Below are 19,013 nucleotides of genomic sequence, written 5' to 3' on the forward strand. Positions count from 1 at the left end.
GTACTTTTGTGGTGAAAGCCGCCATATGGAACGACCTCTTCACGAAGAAGTGCGTTGCGCCGTGGCCGCATCGCGCGTTCAGGCATTCCGCTGATGCGGGCGGAAGGGCCATTACCGCCGTCCCGTCAGCGTCCGAAGACGTCCCGGCAAATCTGCACACAAGTTGGCGCCGTGTCAGCGAGCGCGCATGTCTTCTACGAATTGCTGTCCGGAGTTGCGATGCCGTTCGCGTCGGTGATTGGTCCGGTGCCGGCAGCGACGGGTTGGGGCATGAGCACCGCAGTAGTACTTCGCATGGCGGAACGTGCCGATAAGCGTCACGAGGCTGTCCTCGGTGTTGTGAACGGCCTGTTCCTGACGACCGTGTTGGCTCACTTCATACACTGGCCGAAGCGCTGGAGATTTGGTGTGCCAAGCCTGTCCGAGTGCGAAGGACTATGCGGCCCAATCCTGGTGCCTTACAACGGTATTCTTTACATTTCGGGGCTCAGTGCTGTAGCCGGATTGCTGGAGAATGGTCGCCGAGGTGCGGTCCGTGGTGCGATCGTCCCGCTGCTGGGTGTTCCAGTTCTCCTTCGACTGCAGCGGATGGAATTCCGTCGGCTCAGTCTTCAGGCCCGGCGCAATCCTCGGTGGTGGAATCGCCGTCTGCAGATGCAACCGCCCGACCGTTCGACATCGTCAGATCCCGACCAACAGGTGCTAGGGGCAGAGTCATAGCACGGAGTCGACATGGCGAGCCGATCACCCTTCAGTCAACGGAGGGTCGAACTCCGTCAGGGGGCCATCCTTCGAGGCCGTCTTCTAGCGGCACGTGCAAGGACCGCAGCAGCGCTGAGAACAATCTCCAATTCCCGATCGCGGCGACGAGTTCGACGAGGACGGCCGGGTCCCCGTGCAACGCGCGCTGACACTCAGCCCAGGTTTCATCCGAGATGGTGCCGTCACGCAACGTCTCGTCTGTCGCCGCCAGTACCGCCCGCTCGGCTTCGCCGAAGTGGCCGGCGTTCTGCCAGTCGCGCACCCCGAGCAGGTCGCGTTCGGGCACATCGAGCAAGCGGGCAACCCTCCAGTGTTGCGTCCACTCATAGACCGAATCAGTGACCCAGCCGATTCGCATGATGATCAGCTCCCGTAGCCGCGCATCCAGCGCGCCTTTCCACAGCAACGCCTCCAGCATTCCATGCAATGCGACGGCTACAGGGGGCTGATGAAGCGCGATCCTGAAAACAGACAGTTCAGCCATGGCGTCCGGAATCCCGCATTGAGCGGCGCGCTCGCGGGCATCTGTCAGGGCAAGCATGTCAACCCGGCTTTGGCTGCTCACGGTGGATCCTTCCGGTTGGGCGCTAGTTGGCGCTGTCAGGCGATCGGCACAAAGACGTTGTGCAGAGCGGGGACCCGGTCCGGCTCGTTGCCGGCCAGAAGGTCGAGCAGCCCGGGCAGGCCGGCGAAACCGGTGATCTCGCGGTGCAATTCTTCGAAGGGCCAACGCCTAGAGACCAGCAGCTCGATGGCGCTCTGGTAGGCGGGGTAGTCGACCCCCAACGAACCGAAGATGCGTAGTTCCTTGAATACGAGCAGGTCTGGCTCGAAGCCCGGCGCTCCGCCGCCGCCGCGTGTGCCCGCGACCACCACGCGTCCGCCGGGCTGCGCGAGTGCGACGGCGTCCGCGAATGCGGCTGGCGCCTTCGCGGTGACGTCGACGACGACATCTGCGAGCCGGCCGGTCGCCATTTGCAGGGCCTGCGCCGGGTCGTCTTCGGTGACGTCGATGGTCAGGTCCACGCCGAACTGGTGGGCTGCGGCTAGCCGAGTTCGGTCGCGAGGGCCGACCCCGGTCATCGCGACGAATGCCGCTCCGGCCTCCTTGGCGGCTACGGCAGCACAAATCCCGCGGATCCCTGGTCCGAGGACCGCGACGACGTCGCCCGGGCTTGTCTCGGGCAACATGGCAGCCCATTTGATCCCTGCCCCAAGCGGATTGAACAACGTCGCGACGATCGGGTCGAGTCCGTCCGGGACCGGCAACGGCATGGAATCGAACGGCAGATGCAGGTGGGTTGCATAGCCTCCCCACAGGCCGGGCGGGATGTTCACGTCGACGAAGCCGAACATGGTGGCGAGGCCGTTGCTCGAGCACCTGCGATACTCGCCGCGGCCGCACGAGTCGCACTCCCGACACGATCGGAACACCTCGACGGCGACTCGCTGACCCACCGAGACGCCCCAACGCTCGCGCGCGGCGTCACCGATTCCCTCGATGACGCCGATGATCTCGTGTCCGGGGATGAAGGCGAACCCCGTCGGCAGGTGTCCGCTGAACTGCTCGTGGTCGGTTCCGCAGAGCCCGCACGCCTCGATCCGCAGGAGACCGGACTCGTCGTCGATGCGCGGCACCGGAAGATGCCGCCGTTCAAGGGTGCGCGGCTTGGTCAGCACGAGCGCGTCGGCGTTCACGACAGTTCGAATTCGACGTGTCCGTCCGCCTGCCGCACGGCGACTTGGTGTCCGACGCACATGTCTCGTGACATTGCCACCGCCACCTCGGCATCGTCACTGCGCGCCGCGACGCGGCGGCCGTCGGTCATGCGCGCGAAAATCGGCACCCAGGAGGGGCCTTGGTCACGGTCGTGCACGACCGTGTATCCATCTATGGTCGCCTCTCCGGATGCGTCGGCGGGAGAAGCGACCGGGAGGGAGGTGCCGTCGATCGCAGACTGCGCATCGGCCATGTCCGGAGTCTGCCATCCCGTTGGCGGTGGAGTCGCCGACCACAGACCCAGCGAGTGCTTTGTGATGTACCAGCCCAGTCCGGACACGAGCCCGACGGCGTCCGGGTCGCTCCTGCAGCGTCGCACCATCTCGACGATCGAATGGCTGACATAGTTGTTACCCGGCCCTCCGTGGTAGGGCAGTCCGCCGGTCACCGTGAACCCGCGGTCATCCGCCGGGTCGAGATCCAAGGCGTCGATCGCCGCCTCGACCGCGGAAGGAAAGCAAGAGTAGAAATCAAACCATCTAATGTCGTCGATGTGAAGTCCACTGGCCGCCAATACCGCCTTGCCGGCGGCCCTTATTCCGGCGGAACGACCCAGATCAGGCCGCTGAACCGGGAAATACACGTCGTTGCATGTGGCCGACGACCACGGGAAGACCCAACGATCACTGGGCACTCCGAGTTCCTCGGCGACTTCGGCGGCCATGATCACGAAAGCGGCAGCCATATCCACGGCGATGATGCTGTTGAGCAGCTTCGGATACGGCTCGCACACCATCCGGTTAGCCGGGGAGACCGTGCTGAGCTCGTCTGCGCTACGGGCACGCGGAAACCAGGCCTGCTCGAGATGTCGGGACGCCTCAACCGTGAACGGAGCCATCAAGTCACCCAGCCAGCGGCGCTGTTCGTCGAATGTGCGGCCTGATCGGGCCGCGATCGCGGATTCGAAGATCGGGTACACCTCGTGCGGCCAATGTAACCCGGCGCCCACCTCGGCTTCGCTCAGTCCCGGGCGGGTGTCACCGAGTGACTCGTCCTGTGCTGCGATGGGTTTGGGCTCCAAAAGTGCGCTACCGGATGCGACTTTGCGTGCTGACGCGCCGCTTTCCGCTCCGACGATCAGAGCCCCGTCGCTGACGCCGCGCCAAATGCGGCGGCCGAGGACCTCGACCAGATACTGGGGGGTGTTGCCGCCGACCGGACAACTGATGCGATGATCCGGCGTCAGCCCAGTCGCTTCGGCAATCCTCGACGCGGGGTTGTCGCGTGGGATCATCAAGATTCCGGGCGTCGCCACGGTATCGATGCGATGCCCGATCGCGGCCGAAGCATCATGCAGCGCTCGACGCGCGGCCTCGGCGGCCAAATCGATGGGATCGACGGTGCCTTCACCGCGATGTGTCAGTTCACCGACGCCGACGACAACCGGAGTGCGTGGTGGGATGGCCAACGGTCAGATCACGCTCATCGTCGAGGTCTTCTATGCGACACGACTGCGATATTGTCACATCCGTTTCCATGCGACAACCGCGGGTGTTCGACAGAGCGGGTCCCTTGACAGGGCATACTCGTACCCGTGACGAAGAGATCGTTGCGGCGGGGCGACGCGACTCCTGGGCGAAACCGCGATATGGCGCGCGATCGCCTACTCGACGCCGCCGAAACGTGCCTGCAAGGCAAGGGGCTGTCGGGCACCACGATGGAGGATATCGCCAGGCATGCGGGCGTATCGCGCGCCACGGTCTATCGCTACTTCGCTAGTCGCGAATCCGTCGTATCCGGTGTCATCGTCCGCGCAGCGGAACGCTACCTGCACCGCACCAGCGGACGGATCTTGGCGCACACCGACTTGGGCTCTGCCATATTGGACTTCGTTGCAGTCACGGTGCGCGCGGCACGCCGCGAACCGATAATCGGCATGCTCTTCGCCAGCGACGATGAACTCGCCGGCGTGGGACTGGCCGAGGGAACGTCGGTGGCGCTGTTCGAACTCGTCGCCGAGTTTCTGCGACCCGTGTTCGCCGCACACTGGCATCAACTCGAAGCCGGCGTTTCGGTCGATGACGCCGCCGAATGGATTTTGCGCATCATCCTCAGCTTGCTCGCGGTTCGCGGCCCCCGGCACCGCAGCCCCGAAGGAATCGATGCTTTCTTGCGCCGATTCCTGCTTCCCGCGCTACTGGCCGACACTCACAGTTGCATTGCTGCGACAACTGCGGAGTAGTGTCTCAGCGATGGCATCGGTATCGCTGAACGAAACGAGGCGCTGACCATGGACTTCCCCCAGTTCAACAAGCAAATAGCCGAGGAGCTCCAGCACGCGGGGGGAACCTCGGGAGGGCTCGCCAAGTACTTGGACTTCCGCCACATCGAGTTCTCCGCCGGGAGACTGGTAGTGGAAATGGACGCCCGAGCCGATTTGTTGACTCCTTTCGGCACTCTGCATGGCGGATGCCTGTCAGCGATGGTCGACCACTGCTTGGGCGTGGTGTTCTATCCGGTGATCCCACCTGGGTCATGGGTGGCCACAACCGAATTCAAACTGAACCTCCTACGTCCGGTGTCCAGTGGAGTCTGCGTTGCGGTCGCCGACATCATCGCGCTGGGGAAGCGTAGCGGCGTCGCCAGGATCGACATCACCAATACGGGACGCCCGGTATGCGCCGCACAGGGAACAGTGACCGTCGTCGCCCAGAGCGCCTCGTGATCCGGTCGCGGAACGAGAACGCTGCCCAAGGCGACCATCGAGGACACAGCAAATGACCTCAACGTTCGAGCGCGTCCGCAACGAAGACGGAACCGCCCTTGCAGCCGATGTCTACCGACACGAATCCGCCCGCGCGGTCGTCATACTGCTGCACGGCGGTGGACAGAACCGCCATGCCTGGGCGACTACCGCGCGCCGCTTACACGCGCGCGGGTATACCGTCGTCGCTTACGACGCCCGCGGTCACGGCGACAGCGAGTGGGACCCCGATGGTCGATACGATCTCGACCGACTTGCATCCGACCTGCTGTCGATTCGCCGATATGCCAGCGATGGCCGCCCGCCAGCTGTCGTTGGCGCATCCTTGGGCGGCATGACGGTGTTGGGAACGCATTTGGTGGCGCCTGCCGATCTGTGGGGAGCCGTCGTACTGGTCGACATAACTCCGCGAATGGAGTTTCACGGAGCACGCCGCGTCGTGTCTTTCATGGGCGCCCATCCCGACGGATTCGATACGCTCGACGCGGCCGCGGACGTCATTGCCCAGTACAACCGGCATCGCGCTCGGCCCAAGAACTTGGACGGTCTCCGAAAGGTCTTGCAGCAGCGCGACGACGGTCGGTGGATCTGGCGATGGGATCCGGCGTTCATAGCTTCCAACTTCGAGTTCCTGCAGGGCGACCCAGCAACTGGTGCCAAAGAATTCGGCGCCATAAGCGACCTTCTCATCGAAGGGGCCCGCCGCGTGCGAGCACCAACGCTTCTCATTCGCGGCGTTCACTCCGACGTGACGTCGCAGCAGTCGGTCGAGGAGTTCCTCGAAGTCGTACCGCACGCCGAGGCTGTCGACGTTTCGGGCACGGGCCACATGGTTGCGGGCGACGACAACGACGCCTTCACTTCGGCAGTCGCAGATTTTCTCGACCGCACGCTGAACGACTCGTCGGACTGAGCGTCTTTCAGGGCCCTGCGATGGCCGCGGCCCGGCCACTCTGGTTCGTTGTCGAGGTGTCAGAACTACCTCCATGAACGGAACCCCGGCGGCGCAGTATCGGCGCATCCGAAGGCAGCGATGCCAAACCGTATGGTTCGACCATCGCCTGGGCCGAATTATCATTCGAACCGAAGCATTTTGCTGGTGGGCGCTGTCCAGGTCGGATCGAGCGGTCGGAGTTCTCCGAACCAGTGCCCGCACACCTTGACGAACACACCCGCCGCCGGGGCGACCCGGATCAGATCGGCGCTGCTGTTGGGATCTTGGAGTCAGTCGACGGCCGGGGGCGAGTCCAGAGGACAGCCTACTGCTATCCAGGCTTCAGCTTCGGTATGCGGGAGGCGGGCGGGCATATCCGGCGCCCGATTCGACCACCTCGTCAGAGCGGCGGGCGTTCCTTCGCATGAGCAGTTCCGGAAACTTCGTGGCCGAAACGATCGAGAAAGTCGTCTATTGCGGCCAGGGCGGTGCTGATCGTTCCTCGCAATGGGGCTGCTCCGGCCGCGAAGGCCGCAAACAAGGTTATTGCGAGCAGACAACTCATGCCTCCGCCTTCCTCTTCACGCGCATCCGTTCGCCGTGGCCCACAGCAATGCCTCGTTCGGCTGCTGAAATGGTAAAACGTGGCTCACCGCTCCTTAACAGCGTAGATACCCGGATCCGCGATCGGTATGTCTCGAAGGGTCGAACCTGCGGGCGTCTGTTGTCTCGCAAAGACAAGTAATCGAGTACGGTCGCAGCTGTGCTTGATTCATCCGAAGTTCAAGACACCCCCGGTCACGCGGTTCATCACCTATTCCGAGACCTCGGCGACCTCGTCAGAGAATTGCCCGAGTCCATACATGGCCTTCTGATTGAGCAAGTTGCCGAACTCGCTGCCGATCAACAGCTCAAAGAGCTACTGAGTGACACCGTCGCCGCGAACGTAGACACTTGGTTCTCCGTCGTCCGTCACTCGATCCCGTTCGACCGCATGGAGTCACCGACGGCCGCCCTTGAACACGCCCGGAGGATGGCGCAACGCGAGGTACCCGTCAACGCGCTGCTGCGGGCATACAGGCTCGGGCACCAGTATGGATTGAACCTCATCATCGCTGGCCTTCGGAGCGCGGACCTACCGCCCGAGGAGAAATTGGCGCTCATTGAACACATCACCCGTGTGTCTTTCCGCTACATCGACTGGATGTCTGAGCAGGTCTTGGAGACATATCAGACTGAACGCGCGGAGTGGGACGAGCGCCGACGAAGTTTGCGTGCACAAGCCATTCGAGACATCCTCAACGGACGCGACGTAGACCTGACCGAAGCGTCGTCGGCTATGAGGTACTTCTTGGGCGCAACGCATGTGGCTCTCATGGTATGGCTCGACCGAGATGCGGGCGCCGACACCGACGAGTTCATCGCCATGGAGCGCTTCATGCAACACGCGGTCTCCGCCACTGGAGCGAAGCAATCGGTCTACTTCTCCATCGACCGCCTCGTCGGATGCGCATGGATGACGGTTCACCGCCCGTCGGACTATTTATCGCAGCTGCGCGACTTCGTCCGGGCTCAACCTGACGGCCCAAGACTTTCCGTCGGTGAACCACTTCCGGGGATTGAAGGCTTCCGCCGCACCTACCGACAGGCTGAGCAGGCCCGTGTGGTCGCGGTGGCAGCCGACGGCTCCTCACGGCACCGGATCGTCGCTGCACGAGATCCCGGTGTGGCCCTGGCCTCGATGCTGATGACCGATGACGCGACTCTGAAGGAATGGATTTACGATGTGCTGGGCCCGTTGGCTCAGAACACTGCATCGGACCAGCGTCTACGAGACACGTTGAGGGTGTTCTTGCGTGCCGGTTCCAGCTTCAAAGCCGCCGCCAACGAATTGCAGATACACGCCAATACCGTCAAGTATCGCGTAAATCGAGCACTCGAGCGCCGCGGTCGCCCGATCGCCGCGGAACGATTAGACGTCGAGGTCGCCCTACTGATGTGCTATTGGCTCGGCGAAGTAGCACTGAACCCAACACAAGCCTTGGGGCGGTCCTAGTCGTTCGTGTCCCGCGAACGCCCTTGCTGCGTAACTGTGCCGTCTACTGACGAACACGCCGAATCTGAGGATGGTCAGCGCGACGATCCGGCGCCGCCCGGCCTGATAATCCGAGTTCGATTCATGTTTCGACGCTGCCGCGGGGCTCTGCTGCGGGCAGGCTGATCGAGTGGAGTCGTCGATCGCCGCCGTACGGAGCTGAAGCAACCCATTCACCGAAGCTCATCGACGTCAGACACGCTCAAGCACCCATCGCGCAAGGCGACAGGCGAGTCGTGGCGCAGGTTGCGACTTGTCGGCCCAGACAACCAGGAGGCATAAGCCTTGATCCACCGATGAGCTGTCGTGGCTGAGGCTGGAATGGTTTGGTGGTCGCTTGCTGGCTGTGAGCAGGGGGTATCGGCTGGTCTGTCCAGCTTTTTCCTGTGTGCTCCGGTCGTGGCCTTTCGGCGGATTGGTCAGGTGGGGGCGGTTGCTGGCGGGCTGTGGCCGATGGTGTTGCGCCACAATCGGAGCCAGTGCGTCGCCCACGGCCAGTGGGCTGGTAGGTGCAGGATGGGTCGGCGTTGGGGGCGGGCCAGTCGGGCCGGGATGGTGATGAGGCGTCGGCGCAGGGTGGCGCCGCGAGCCACCGCGTGTGCACCGCCGGCCAGGATGCCGGCGGCGCGCTGCAGGTTGTGGGCGATGGCCGCGCACAGTATCCAGGCAGAGTTCGCCCCGAAACGTCCCGAGGGCATGTGGGCCAGGGGTCCGTCGATGAGGTCGGCGAACACGGTTTCGATGATCGCGTGGCGGCGGTGAGTGATGTCAGCGACGTCGACGGGTTCGTCGGTGTCGGTGAAGAACGGGTGATATCGCCAGACCGGGAACAGGGCGTCGGGGTATCGGGCGTCTTTGACCCGGCGCACGATCAACCGTGCCGTGATCGGAGTCTTCGTGGAACTGAAAGCGGTGCAGGTGGTTTCGGCGACTTCGGCATCGGAGATCCAGGCACCGGTGTCGGGATCGCGGCGGGATAGCACACCGGGATCCACGCGGTGTCATTGATGTCGGCGATGGCCGCGACGACTGCGGCGGTCTTGGTCAGCACCAGCGAGAACCGGGCACCGGCGCGGCGGCAGGCGGTGACCACGCTGCTGTTGCCGTAGGCCGAGTCGCCGCGCACCAGGATGCGCCCGGTGACACCGGCGCCGCGGGCGGTGGCGACGGCTTGGGCGATCATGCGGGCCGCGCCTTTGCCCGAGTTGGTCTTGCCCGCCCGCAGTCGTGCTCCGGTGATCACCGGAGCGCAGTGTTCGGTGCTGATGGTGGTCACCAACGGGGAAAGACCCTTGCGCAGGATCTGCTTGCCGGCGATTTTGGTGTGGCCGTAGCTCGCACCTTGTTTGGCCTGGCCGTAGACCGGGCGCAGCAGTGAGTCGATGTCGATGAACACCCGCCCGTCGGCGCCGGGCAACAGATCGACACGCTCGCACAGAGCGCCCACGTGCTCACTGAGCACCGACTCCAGTTGCCGGGCATGGCCGAAGGTGAACTCCCGCAACAAGGTTCCGATGGTCGACGGGGCGTACACCTCGCCGAACAGGGTCTTCATCCCGCCGCTACGAACTACGTCGAGGTCGTCGATGCTGTCCGCGCCGGTGCACATCCCGGCGATCAGCGTGGTCAGCTTCGGCGACGGATTGGCCGCACCGGACTTGACCCGCTCGCAGCTGAACCGAACTTTGTCGGCCAATGACGATGACAGTCCGGTCTGCTCGGCAAGGGCCATCACCGGTACCAGGCCTGCGCACGACACCAGACGCTCATCATCGAAGACCGCCGACGATGCGGCGAACCTATGGGACACTTGCACCGGAAGTGCCTTTCCGAGTTGTGCCGATAAGTGCGTAGAGAACACTCATCATCGCAGCTCAGAGGGCACTTTCCTCATTCCGACACCCCACGACCAGCCAATTCATCGGTGGATCGAGGATAAGAACATCCGACAAGTGGCGCGCGTGGTCTTGCCACGCGCTAGACGTTAGCGACGATTAACATCTTCAGCTATTTGCAGCGGCGACCGTGGCTACTCGTCGTGACAACACTTCCCAAACCCGCGCTCCGCCTCCGGTGTCGTGCCTCAGCGCTGGACGACGCCGCCCTCGACGCCGGTGAATCGCTTGCGCAGCTCGGTCTTGAGGAGCTTGCCGGTGGCGTTGCGGGGCAGCTCGGGAAGGAGGTGCACTTCGCGGGGGCACTTGAAATGCGCCAGCCGTTCGCGGCACCAGGCGATCAGTTCGTCGGCGCTGGGTTCCTGCTCGGCGGCTGGGTCGGCCACCACCACCGCGACGACGCGCTCACCCCACTTGTCGTCCGGACCGCCGACCACCGCGGCGTCGAGCACACCGGGGTGACGGAACAGCACCTGCTCGACCTCGATGGGGTAGACATTTTCCCCGCCCGAGATGATCATGTCCTTCTTGCGGTCGACGAGCGTGATGTAGCCGTCGGCGTCGATCCGGCCGAGGTCGCCGGTGTGGAACCAGCCGCCCCGGAAGGCCTCGGCGGTGGTCGCCGGCTTCATCCAGTACCCGACGAACACGTTGGGTCCGCGCACCAGGAGTTCGCCGACGGTGTCGGCCGGGACGTCCCGGTCGTCGGCGTCCACGATGCGGGCATCGACGTGCATGGCGACCCGGCCGATTGATCCGGCCCGCGTCGTGATGTTGGCGGCGTCCAAGACCGAGACCATGGGTGCAGTCTCGGTCATCCCAAATCCCTCGGTGAAGGGGACGCCACGTTGCTGCATGAAGTCGATGACAGTCAGCGGCATCGGTGCGCCGCCGCCCATGGCCAGACGCAACGCGGAGAGATCGTAGGAGTCGAAGTCGGGCACCTGGGTCAGCGCCGACCACATCGCCGGCACCATGAACTGGACGGTGGCGCGGCTTTCGGCCATCGCCTTGAGCGTGCTCACCGGGTTGAACGACGGGAGGATCACGCTGGTCCCGCCGACGTAGAGCAATGGCAGCGTATGTACCCCGAGCCCGCCGATGTGGAACATGGGGGCGACTGCAACAGTCACGTCGCTGCCGGTCAGGCCTTGTTCGGCGCCCAGCACGTTGATGGCGTTCCACAGTAGGTTGTCGTGGGTGAGGATGGCGCCCTTCGGGCGGCCGGTGGTGCCCGAGGTGTACATGATGAACGCGGCGTCGCGGCCCTCGACGTCGCTGTCGAGAGGCTCGGGGGCGCCGCCGGAGAGCAGGTCTGGGTAGGCGATCTCGCCGTCGGCCGGGGCGCCCCCGGCCCGGACCGTGTGGCGGACCCGGACCCCCGGCTCGGCCAGCGCGCTGACCGCCGCCGCCGCGAGCGGCTCGTGGAACACGAACACGTCGGCGCCGGAGTCGGCGAGGATGTAGCCGATCTCCGGGCCTGCGAGTCGGACGTTGATCGGGATGGTGATGGCGCCGATCTTCGCGCAGCCGAGGAGGACCTCCATGAACTCGACCGAGTTCACCAGCAGTATGGCCACCCGGTCCCCCTTGCGGACGCCGAGACGCAACAGGTTCGAAGCGACCTGGTTGGTGCGCCGATCGAAGTCGGAGTACGTGAAGCTGGTGTCACCGCAGACGAACGCCGTGCGCTGCCCGTTGAGGAAGGCCCGTTTGGTGACCCACTGACCGATACCGCGATCCATGTTGATTTGCCTCCTCGGCAGTTTTGGTTGACAAATGCTCGGTAAGGCAGGACCCGGCCCCGGCGGGCGACCGATCACCACCGTCCGTCTTGTAGACCGAAGCGGACACGAACGGATGAAGGATGCTCAGTATGAGCGGGGCAGGTTCAGGCTGTGCTGAGCCACATAGTTGAGGATCATCTCTCGGCTGATCGGCGCGGTGCGCATCAGCCGCACCGGGCCCCAGAGAGTGGCCAGCCCGTACTCGGTGGCCAACCCGTTGCCGCCGTGGGTCTGGATCGCCTGGTCGAGGGCCAGGATGCCGGCCTCCGCCGCAGCGTATTTGGCCATGTTCGACGCCTCCGCGGAACCGGGGTCGCCGGCGTCGTGCAGTGAGGCCGCCCGCTGGGTCATCAGCCGGGCCAGCTCCAGCTGGATCTTGGCGTGCGCAAGCGGGTGGGACAGGCCCTGGTGGGCTCCGATCGGCACGTCCCAGACCTTGCGCTCGCGCGCGTAGGCCGACGCCTTGTCCAGCGCGTAGCGGCCGATGCCGTTGCCCAGGGCGGCGCCCATGATGCGTTCGGGGTTGAGGCCCATGAACACCTGACGCAGACCGTCGTTTTCCGCGCCGATCAGGTTCTCGGCCGGCACCCGCACGTCGTCGAAGAACAGCGTGAACTGCTTCTCCGGTGTCACCGCCTGCACCGGGATGAGGGTCTTGGTCAACCCGGGCGCGTCGGTCGGGACCACCAGCAGGCTCAGCCGTCCGCGGCCGCGGTCGTCGGTCGCGGTGCGGGTGACGACCAGGATGGCCTCCGCCTCGTCGACGCCGGAAATGTAGTACTTGGTGCCGTTGAGCACCCAATCCCCACCGACGCGCTTGGCGTGGGTGGAGATGTTGTGAGAGTTCGAGCCCGCATCCGGCTCGGTGATCGCGAACGCCATGATGATCTCGCCGCTGGCGATGCCCGGCAGCCAGCGCGCCTTTAGCTCGTCGCTGCCGAAAGCCTCGATGATCGTGCCGCAGATGGTGGGGGAGACCACCGTCATCAGCAGCGGGCAGCCGGCCGCGGCCAGTTCCTCACCGACGATCTGCATGTCGTAGATGCCGCCGCCACCGCCGCCGTACTGCTCGGCGATGTTGACCCCGAGGAACCCCTGCTTGCCCACGGCCTGCCAGAGTTCCGAACTCTTCTCCCCGCCGAGCGACTTGGCCACGTAGTAGTCGTGCCCGAAGTCCTTGGCGATCTCGGACACGGCCTTGCGCAGCGCTCGCCGTTCCTCGGTCTCGTGCAGTTCCATACCGCTCTCCTACTTCGAAGTCACCCGCCACCGGGGCCGGTGACGGGTCTGATGGTGCTCAATCCTCGTCTGCACTGTCGGCCGCTCCGACCACCGCGAGGGCATCGCCGGTGGACACCTGCTGACCCACCTCGACCGAGAGTTCGGCGACGATCCCGTCGATCGGGCTGGCGATGGTGTGTTCCATCTTCATCGCCTCCACCACGACCAAGGCCTGCCCGGCCGTCACGACGTCGCCCGCGGCGACGGGCAGCCGGATCACCGAACCCGGCATAGGCGCCGTCAGCGAGCCCGCCGGCTTGAGCGTGCTGGGGTCCAGGAACCGCGGTACCTGGGTGAACGCAGTGGACCCGGCAGGGCTGTCAACGTAGGCGATGTCGCCGTCGAGGACGACGTCGTAGCCGCGCCGTACCCCGCCGGTCTCCAGGACCACCCGGTCCGGCCGCTGCACGAGCACCCTGACGTCCTCGACCGGTTTGCCGTCGACTTCGACCTCGACGCCGTCGCGGAGCAGCGCATAGCCCACCCGACGCTCGCGGCCGTCGGCGGTCAGCCATCCGGTGGACTGCAGTTGGGACGGGTTGTTGCGCCACCCGGCAGGCAGCGTCGGCTGGACGGGGGCCGCCGCGCGGCGTCCCGCGACCTGGGCGAGTGTGGCCGCGATGGCGTGCAAGCCCTCCCCGTCGCGGTCGATGAGGGCTGCGCCGAGGTCGGCCACGTCGTGGCGGTCGAGGAACCCGGTGTCGGTGCCGCGTCCGGCGAACTCGTCGTGGCGCAGAACGCGAACCAGCAGATCCCGGTTGGTGGTGAGTCCGTGGATCCGGGCGCCGGCGAGCGCGGCGGACAGCGCGCCGAGCGCCTCGGCGCGGGTGGGCGCCCAGGCGATCACCTTGGCCAGCATGGCGTCATAGTGGTGGCTGACCACCGAGCCGTCGCGCACGCCGGAGTCCACCCGGACCCCGACGTGGTCGGGGATCTGCATCGTGCGCAGCGTTCCGGTCTGCGGCAGGTAGCCCTTCGTGGGGTCCTCGGCGTAGAGCCGGGCCTCGACCGCGTGGCCGGTGATCCGCGGCTTGCTCACCTCGGCAGGCAGTGGCCGACCCATCGCCACCAGCAACTGCAGGCGCACGAGGTCGAGCCCGGTGACGAGTTCGGTGACCGGGTGCTCGACCTGCAGCCGGGTGTTCATCTCCAGGAAGGCGAACGTCCCGTCGTCATCGCCGCCGTTCGCGTCGAGGACGAACTCGACCGTTCCGGCCCCGACGTAACCCACGGCCTGTGCCGCCGCGACCGCCGCCGCGCCCATCCGGGCGCGCAGGTCGTCGTCGACGACGGGCGAGGGCGCCTCCTCGATGACCTTTTGGTGGCGGCGCTGCACCGAGCACTCCCGCTCGAACAGCGAGACAACCGTGCCGTGCATGTCGGCCAACAGCTGGATCTCAACGTGGCGGGGACGCTGCACGTACCGCTCGAGGAACACCGTGCCGTCCGAGAACGCCGACATCGCCTCGCGCGAGGCCGAGGCCACGGCTCCGTCGAGGTCGTCGGCCGACTCGACAACCCGCATGCCGCGCCCGCCGCCACCCGCGCTCGCCTTGACCAGCAGCGGGTAGCCGATCTCGGCGCCGAGCTTGCGCAGCTTGTCGGGGTCCAGGCCGGTCGCGTCGCCGCCCGGGAGAACCGGCACGCCCGCATCGGCCATCATCGCCTTGGCCGTCAGCTTGGAACCCATCGCGTCGATGGCATCCGGCGGCGGGCCGACGAACACGAGCCCGGCGTCGGCGCAGGCCCGCGCGAAGCCGGCGTTCTCCGACATGAAGCCGTAGCCGGGATGCACGGCGTCGGCGCCGGTGAGGAGGGCGGCGGCGATCACCCGGTCACCGTCGAGGTAGGTCTCCGCCGGCGAGGAACCCGGTAGCCGGACGGCCTCGTCGGCATCGTCCACGTGCCAGGCGTCGGCGTCGGCGTCGGAGTACACGGCGACGGTCGCGATGCCGAGTTCGCGACAGGTGCGAAACACGCGTCGGGCGATCTCTCCCCGGTTGGCCACCAGCAGCTTCTTGATCACGGGCATCGCCATCACATCCGGAACACGCCGTAGCCACGCTGGCCACGGATCTCGCTGTTGTGGACCACGGAAAGGCAGAACCCGAGAACGGTACGGGTGTCGCGCGGGTCGATGATCCCGTCGTCGTAGAGCCTGCCGCTGTTGGCCAGCGCCAACGACTCACGCTCGATCTGGCCCTCGACGGCAGCGCGCATCTGGGCGTCGGCCTCCTCGTCGAACGGGAGCCCCCGGTCGGCGGCCGACTCGCGGGCCACGATCGACAGCACGCCCGCGAGCTGGGCCGGGCCCATGACGGCCGAACGCGAGTTGGGCCAGGTGAACAGGAAGCGGGGAAAGTAGGACCGCCCGCACATCCCGTAATTGCCCGCACCGTAGGACGCGCCCATCACGATCGTCAGGTGTGGGACAGCGCTGTTGGAGACGGCGTTGATCATCTTCGCGCCGTCCTTGATGATGCCACCCTGCTCGTACTCCGCGCCGACCATGTAGCCGGTGGTGTTCTGCAGAAACACCAGTGGCGTGTCGATCTGGTTCGCCAGCTGAATAAACTGGGCGGCCTTCTCCGCCTCCTCGCTGAACAGGATTCCGCGCGCGTTGGCAAGGATCCCTACCGGGTATCCGTGGATCGAGGCCCAACCGGTGACCAGCGAGGTGCCGTATAGCGGCTTGAACTCGTCGAAGGCGGACCCGTCCACGATTCGGGCGATGACATCACGTGGGTCGAAGGGAACCTTCGGGTCCACCGAAGCGATCCCGAGGAGTTGGTCGGGGTCTCGCAGCGGGGGGGTCGGTGGCTGTGTCGGGCCGGGCCCGAGCTTGCGCCAGTTCAGTCTGGCCATGATGCGCCGCCCGATCCGGATGGCGTCCTGCTCGTCCTCGGCCATGTAGTCGGCCAGCCCGGAGGTGCGGGCGTGCATGTCGGCGCCGCCGAGCGACTCGTCGTCGGACACTTCGCCGGTCGCCATCTTCACCAGCGGCGGACCACCGAGGAAGACCTTGGACCGGTTGCGGACCATCACCACGTAATCACACATGCCGGGGATGTACGCGCCGCCTGCCGTCGAGTTACCGAATACCAGCGCCAGTGTCGGCAGGCCCTGCGCGCTGTGCTGGGTGAGGTCGTTGAATAGCTGGCCCCCGGGCACGAAGATCTCGGCCTGCGTGGGCAGGTCCGCCCCGCCCGACTCGACGACGTTGATGATGGGCAGCCGGTTCTCGCGGGCGACTGCCATGCCCCGGAACACTTTTCGGAAGGTGTAGGGGTTCGAGGCTCCGCCGCGCACGGTCGGGTCGTGCGCGATGATCATCGACTCGACGCCTTCGACGATGCCGATGCCGACCACAACGCTGCCGCCCACCGGAAACTTCGTGCCCCACGCCGCGAACGGACAGAGTTCCAGGAAGGCCGTGTCGGGGTCGATGAGCAGCTCGACGCGCTCCCGAGCCAGCATCTTGCCGCGGCTACGGTGCCGGGCGACGTACTTCTCGCCGCCGCCACCGTTGGCCAGCGCCAGCTGTTCGGCGAGCGCATGGAGCTGCGCGATGAGTCCCTCGCGATTCTCGAGGTATACCGGCGCGCGGGTGTCGACCCGGTCGGGCAGGACGTCAATCAACTTTCCTCCAGGTGACATCAACGTCGATCTCCTGACACGCTACGTTATCGGTCATTAACATTCGACGACAATGGGGTCGACGTGGCAATCGTGCCGTCCCCGAGTGATCACAGCAGGAGCAACTCACATGAAACAGCCGGATCAGCGGGAAGCGGAGGCGGCCGCAGCCGACCCGTGGATGACGCCCGAGCGCATCTCGTTGCGCAACCTCGCGATGTCGTTCACCCAGAAGGAGATCGTTCCTCACCTGCAAGACTGGGAGGACGCCGGAGAGCTCCCTAGAGAACTCCACCGCCGCGCAGCCGCAGCGGGGTTGCTGGGCATCGGGTTCGCCGAAGAGATCGGTGGCTCCGGCGGTGACCTGCGCGACCTGGTGCTGCTCACCGAGGCCGTGATGGAGGCCGGCGGCTCGTCGGGCTTACTGGCCAGCCTACTTACGCATCACATCGCAGTGCCCCATATGGCCGCGCAGGGCGATCCCGAGCAGATCCGCAGCTTCGTGGCGCCGACCCTGGCCGGGGAGAAGATCGGCAGCCTTGGCATCACCGAACCCGACACCGGTTCTGACGTCGCCGGCATCCGCACTACCGCACGGCGCGACGGCGACCACTACGTGGTCAACGGTGCGAAGCTGTTCATCACCTCGGGTGTCCGCGCCGATTTCGTGACCACCGCCGTGCGTACCGGCGGCCCGGGCCCGTCGGGGATTTCTCTGCTCGTGGTGGAGCGTGGCGCCACGGGTTTCTTGGTCTCGCGGGCACTGAAGAAGATGGGCTGGCTGTGCTCCGATACCGCCGAACTCGGATTCACCGACGTGCGCGTGCCGGTGGTCAATCTGGTTGGCCCCGAAGGCAGCGGATTCCTGCAGATCATGCAACAGTTCCAGGTCGAACGTGCTTTCATCGCCGTCCAGTGCTACGCCACGGCCCAGCGCTGCCTCGACCTGACGCTGGATTGGGTGAAGAAGCGCGAAACCTTCGGTCGACCGCTATCCACCCGACAGGTGGTGCGGCACAAGATCGTCGATATCGCGACGGCCGTCGACGTCGCCCGTACGTACACCCGTGCCGCTGTGGACCGCATCGTCGCCGGAGACACCGACGTGCGGATGGTCTCGATGGCCAAGAACCAAGCCGTAGAGGCCTGCGCGCTCGCCGTTGACACGGCCGTCCAACTATACGGTGGCATGGGCTACCTACGCGAGACCGAGGTCGAAAGGCACTATCGCGATTCGCGCATCCTGGGTATCGGGGGCGGCACCACCGAAATCATGAAGGAGATCATCGCCAAGCAGATTGGCCTCTGAGTGAAGCCGCCATTCGACAGCAGGAGCGTCGGCTTGGCAGGTCGACGAGACGGACCTTCCACCGTTTCTAAGGTAAGTCAACGGTGTGTCACGACCCCTGCGGCCAATGCAGCCTCCGCCACCGGGAAATTGCCTCCGGAGTACCAGCTAGCCAAACTTATCAACCACGTAGCGGCGAGCCAGCGTCTCAGCAAGTCTACTCGTATGTTCGACGATGTCGACCTGACTTACATCGACCAGTAGTCCTGCGTGCCAAGCGCTGATCAGTTCGACGAAGCCGCCGACCGCTACAAACGTGTCCATACGCAGAGCCATTTCGTCTGCGTCAGGCTTCAGATGCGGCTTGCTGGCGGCCATGACGAGCTGGGTTGCTTCCTGCAAGGCCACCGCTCGGCGATCTTGCAATGTTGAACTGCCGACGTGCTGTGTCAGCAGGATCTGTGCTCGCCCGGCATCCTGCGCGATGCGGAGAACAACGATCGAGATTGCGGCGCGAATGGTTTCGATCGGTGGTTGACCGACGCGTTCGGCAAATGTTGCCGAAACCTCGCCGAGCATCTCGTCCCGCACGTTGTCCCACGCTGCTACGAGCAACTCATCGCGCGTCTTGAACTCCTCGTAGAAATATCGGTCGTTCAGCGCGGCTCTGGAGCAGACCCCACGCATTGTCACGGCAGCCCATCCGCTTTCCGTCCAGATCTCCGTCGCCGCGTTCACTAGGCGCCGCCGCCGGTCAGCCCGTCGTTCGGCGCCAGTACGCCCGCCCCACCTTGCTGCCTTTGTCCGCACGAATACATCTTGACAAAGGCAGGAGCGCCGCATCAAACTGG

At 65.3% G+C, this 19,013-nt stretch carries 15 protein-coding genes and 1 pseudogene; 7 read left to right on the forward strand and 9 right to left on the reverse strand.

Translation table 11 applies throughout. The features are described from left to right. Positions 1-171 precede the first annotated feature (171 nt). Positions 172-720: a hypothetical protein gene (locus M1248_RS06795; RefSeq protein ID WP_052537336.1), complete on the forward strand. Its 549-nt coding sequence runs from the start codon at positions 172-174 to the stop codon at positions 718-720. A gap of 31 nt (positions 721-751) precedes the next feature. Here the strand turns inward: M1248_RS06795 and M1248_RS06800 are convergent, their stop codons facing one another. The 3 genes from M1248_RS06800 to M1248_RS06810 are packed head-to-tail and all read right to left on the reverse strand — an operon-like array spanning position 752 to position 3,950. After that, a complete protein-coding gene (locus M1248_RS06800) occupies positions 752-1,327 on the reverse strand; it encodes a carboxymuconolactone decarboxylase family protein (RefSeq protein WP_041800308.1) in 576 nt (191 codons plus the stop codon). A gap of 35 nt (positions 1,328-1,362) precedes the next feature. Continuing rightward, positions 1,363-2,460 carry a zinc-dependent alcohol dehydrogenase gene (locus M1248_RS06805; RefSeq protein WP_043985022.1) on the reverse strand — a complete coding sequence of 366 codons (1,098 nt, stop codon included), beginning with the start codon at positions 2,458-2,460 and terminating at the stop codon, positions 1,363-1,365. After that, positions 2,457-3,950 carry an acetyl-CoA acetyltransferase gene (locus tag M1248_RS06810; RefSeq protein ID WP_067992167.1) on the reverse strand — a complete coding sequence of 498 codons (1,494 nt, stop codon included), beginning with the start codon at positions 3,948-3,950 and terminating at the stop codon, positions 2,457-2,459. Before M1248_RS06810 ends, M1248_RS06805 begins: the two co-directional genes overlap by 4 nt. A gap of 180 nt (positions 3,951-4,130) precedes the next feature. Here M1248_RS06810 and M1248_RS06815 point away from each other — a divergent pair, with 180 nt between their 5' ends. The 5 genes from M1248_RS06815 to M1248_RS06835 all read left to right on the forward strand — a co-directional run bounded on the left by M1248_RS06815 (position 4,131) and on the right by M1248_RS06835 (position 8,236). Further along, positions 4,131-4,724 (forward strand): TetR/AcrR family transcriptional regulator, encoded by a 594-nt coding sequence (locus M1248_RS06815; RefSeq protein WP_011895464.1) that lies wholly within the window; start codon positions 4,131-4,133, stop codon positions 4,722-4,724. A gap of 48 nt (positions 4,725-4,772) precedes the next feature. Continuing rightward, the gene (locus tag M1248_RS06820; protein WP_011895463.1) at positions 4,773-5,207 is read left to right on the forward strand and encodes a PaaI family thioesterase; all 435 of its coding nucleotides are present in this window, start codon (positions 4,773-4,775) and stop codon (positions 5,205-5,207) included. A 52-nt stretch (positions 5,208-5,259) separates the two neighbouring features. After that, positions 5,260-6,159 (forward strand): alpha/beta fold hydrolase, encoded by a 900-nt coding sequence (locus tag M1248_RS06825; RefSeq protein ID WP_011895462.1) that lies wholly within the window; start codon positions 5,260-5,262, stop codon positions 6,157-6,159. Positions 6,160-6,625: 466 nt separating this feature from the next. Then, positions 6,626-6,925, forward strand: coding sequence for a hypothetical protein (locus M1248_RS06830; RefSeq protein ID WP_131805205.1), 300 nt, complete (start codon positions 6,626-6,628; stop codon positions 6,923-6,925). Positions 6,926-6,943: 18 nt separating this feature from the next. Then, positions 6,944-8,236, forward strand: coding sequence for a PucR family transcriptional regulator (locus M1248_RS06835; RefSeq protein WP_078290120.1), 1,293 nt, complete (start codon positions 6,944-6,946; stop codon positions 8,234-8,236). A 458-nt stretch (positions 8,237-8,694) separates the two neighbouring features. Here the strand turns inward: M1248_RS06835 and M1248_RS06840 are convergent. The 5 genes and pseudogenes from M1248_RS06840 to M1248_RS06860 form a co-directional block, all read right to left on the reverse strand. Next, a pseudogene (locus tag M1248_RS06840) lies at positions 8,695-10,091 on the reverse strand (IS1380 family transposase). 267 nt (positions 10,092-10,358) lie between these two features. Continuing rightward, positions 10,359-11,915, reverse strand: coding sequence for an acyl-CoA synthetase (locus M1248_RS06845; RefSeq protein WP_067992169.1), 1,557 nt, complete (start codon positions 11,913-11,915; stop codon positions 10,359-10,361). Positions 11,916-12,041: 126 nt separating this feature from the next. Next, positions 12,042-13,196: an acyl-CoA dehydrogenase family protein gene (locus tag M1248_RS06850; protein ID WP_067992172.1), complete on the reverse strand. Its 1,155-nt coding sequence runs from the start codon at positions 13,194-13,196 to the stop codon at positions 12,042-12,044. A 58-nt stretch (positions 13,197-13,254) separates the two neighbouring features. After that, positions 13,255-15,270, reverse strand: coding sequence for an acetyl/propionyl/methylcrotonyl-CoA carboxylase subunit alpha (locus M1248_RS06855; RefSeq protein ID WP_172527842.1), 2,016 nt, complete (start codon positions 15,268-15,270; stop codon positions 13,255-13,257). 5 nt (positions 15,271-15,275) lie between these two features. Then, positions 15,276-16,877, reverse strand: a complete 1,602-nt coding sequence (locus M1248_RS06860) for an acyl-CoA carboxylase subunit beta (RefSeq protein WP_067992181.1) — start codon at positions 16,875-16,877, stop codon at positions 15,276-15,278. A 106-nt stretch (positions 16,878-16,983) separates the two neighbouring features. Between M1248_RS06860 and M1248_RS06865 the strand changes: the two genes are divergently transcribed. Beyond that, the gene (locus M1248_RS06865) at positions 16,984-18,183 is read left to right on the forward strand and encodes an acyl-CoA dehydrogenase family protein (protein ID WP_370492758.1); all 1,200 of its coding nucleotides are present in this window, start codon (positions 16,984-16,986) and stop codon (positions 18,181-18,183) included. A 147-nt stretch (positions 18,184-18,330) separates the two neighbouring features. Here M1248_RS06865 and M1248_RS06870 read toward each other — a convergent pair whose 3' ends face one another. Continuing rightward, the gene (locus tag M1248_RS06870; protein ID WP_011895453.1) at positions 18,331-19,005 is read right to left on the reverse strand and encodes a TetR/AcrR family transcriptional regulator; all 675 of its coding nucleotides are present in this window, start codon (positions 19,003-19,005) and stop codon (positions 18,331-18,333) included. Positions 19,006-19,013: the final 8 nt, after the last annotated feature.

The organism is Mycobacterium sp. 29Ha (assembly GCF_032883055.1).
Lineage (GTDB): Bacteria > Actinomycetota > Actinomycetes > Mycobacteriales > Mycobacteriaceae > Mycobacterium > Mycobacterium gallinarum.